This is a genomic window from Caloramator mitchellensis, assembly GCF_001440545.1.
GTDB lineage: Bacteria > Bacillota > Clostridia > Clostridiales > Caloramatoraceae > Caloramator > Caloramator mitchellensis.
Genome location: NZ_LKHP01000049.1, coordinates 1 through 676, shown reverse-complemented (window position 1 = coordinate 676; position 676 = coordinate 1). Strand labels below are relative to the sequence as shown.

Annotated in this window: 1 protein-coding gene; it reads right to left on the bottom strand. The window is 38.3% G+C overall.

Features of this window, described 5'->3' with window-relative positions; all coding sequences use genetic code 11:
* Positions 1-676 (bottom strand): extracellular solute-binding protein (locus ABG79_RS12150; RefSeq protein WP_152978259.1); only part of this gene is annotated, 676 nt, incomplete at both ends.

Sequence of the window (676 nt, the reverse complement as noted above, 5' to 3'; positions counted from 1 at the left end):
CAGCAATTTGTTCAATAAATTGTTGCTTGTTTATATCTCCCTTTGCAAAGCTTTCATATATTGGAGCTATTGTTCCCATTCCAAATCCATCTGGCATATCGTTTTGTAACCATGTATATGCCTTGCCCTTTGCTAACCATTCAGTAACATTTGCTGAAAGAGGTGCATCTGGTTTTAATGTTACGTTCTTAAATGCTGGAACCATCTTTGCTTCGTTTACCATATAGTTGTGTCCTGCTTCCTTTGTTGCCATGTAGTTTAAGAATGCCCTTGCTGCTTCCTTATTCTTGCTGTCCTTGTTTATTACATAGTATGATGGTGCTCCTATAAATATTGAATCCATAGTTCCCTTAACTGATGCGTGTGGTGCAAATCCCATCTTGAAGTTAACTCCATTTTGAATAAGCCATGGGTCTATCCAGTTTCCTTGATGTATAAACACTGCTTTTCCTGTTGCAAATTGTCCAACCTGTGCATCATAGTTTCCTGTCAATAGAACTGTCTTGTCTGCATACTTGAATAATAATTCTACCCAGTCAGCATATTCTGTTAATCTTTGCATGTCTGGTTCGCCATTTAATAGCTTGTTTAATACTGTTCTATCTCCGTATGGTAGTCCAGCTGATAGATAACCGTTGAAGTTGTGAAGTCCTGTTACCCATCTCATATCTGGACC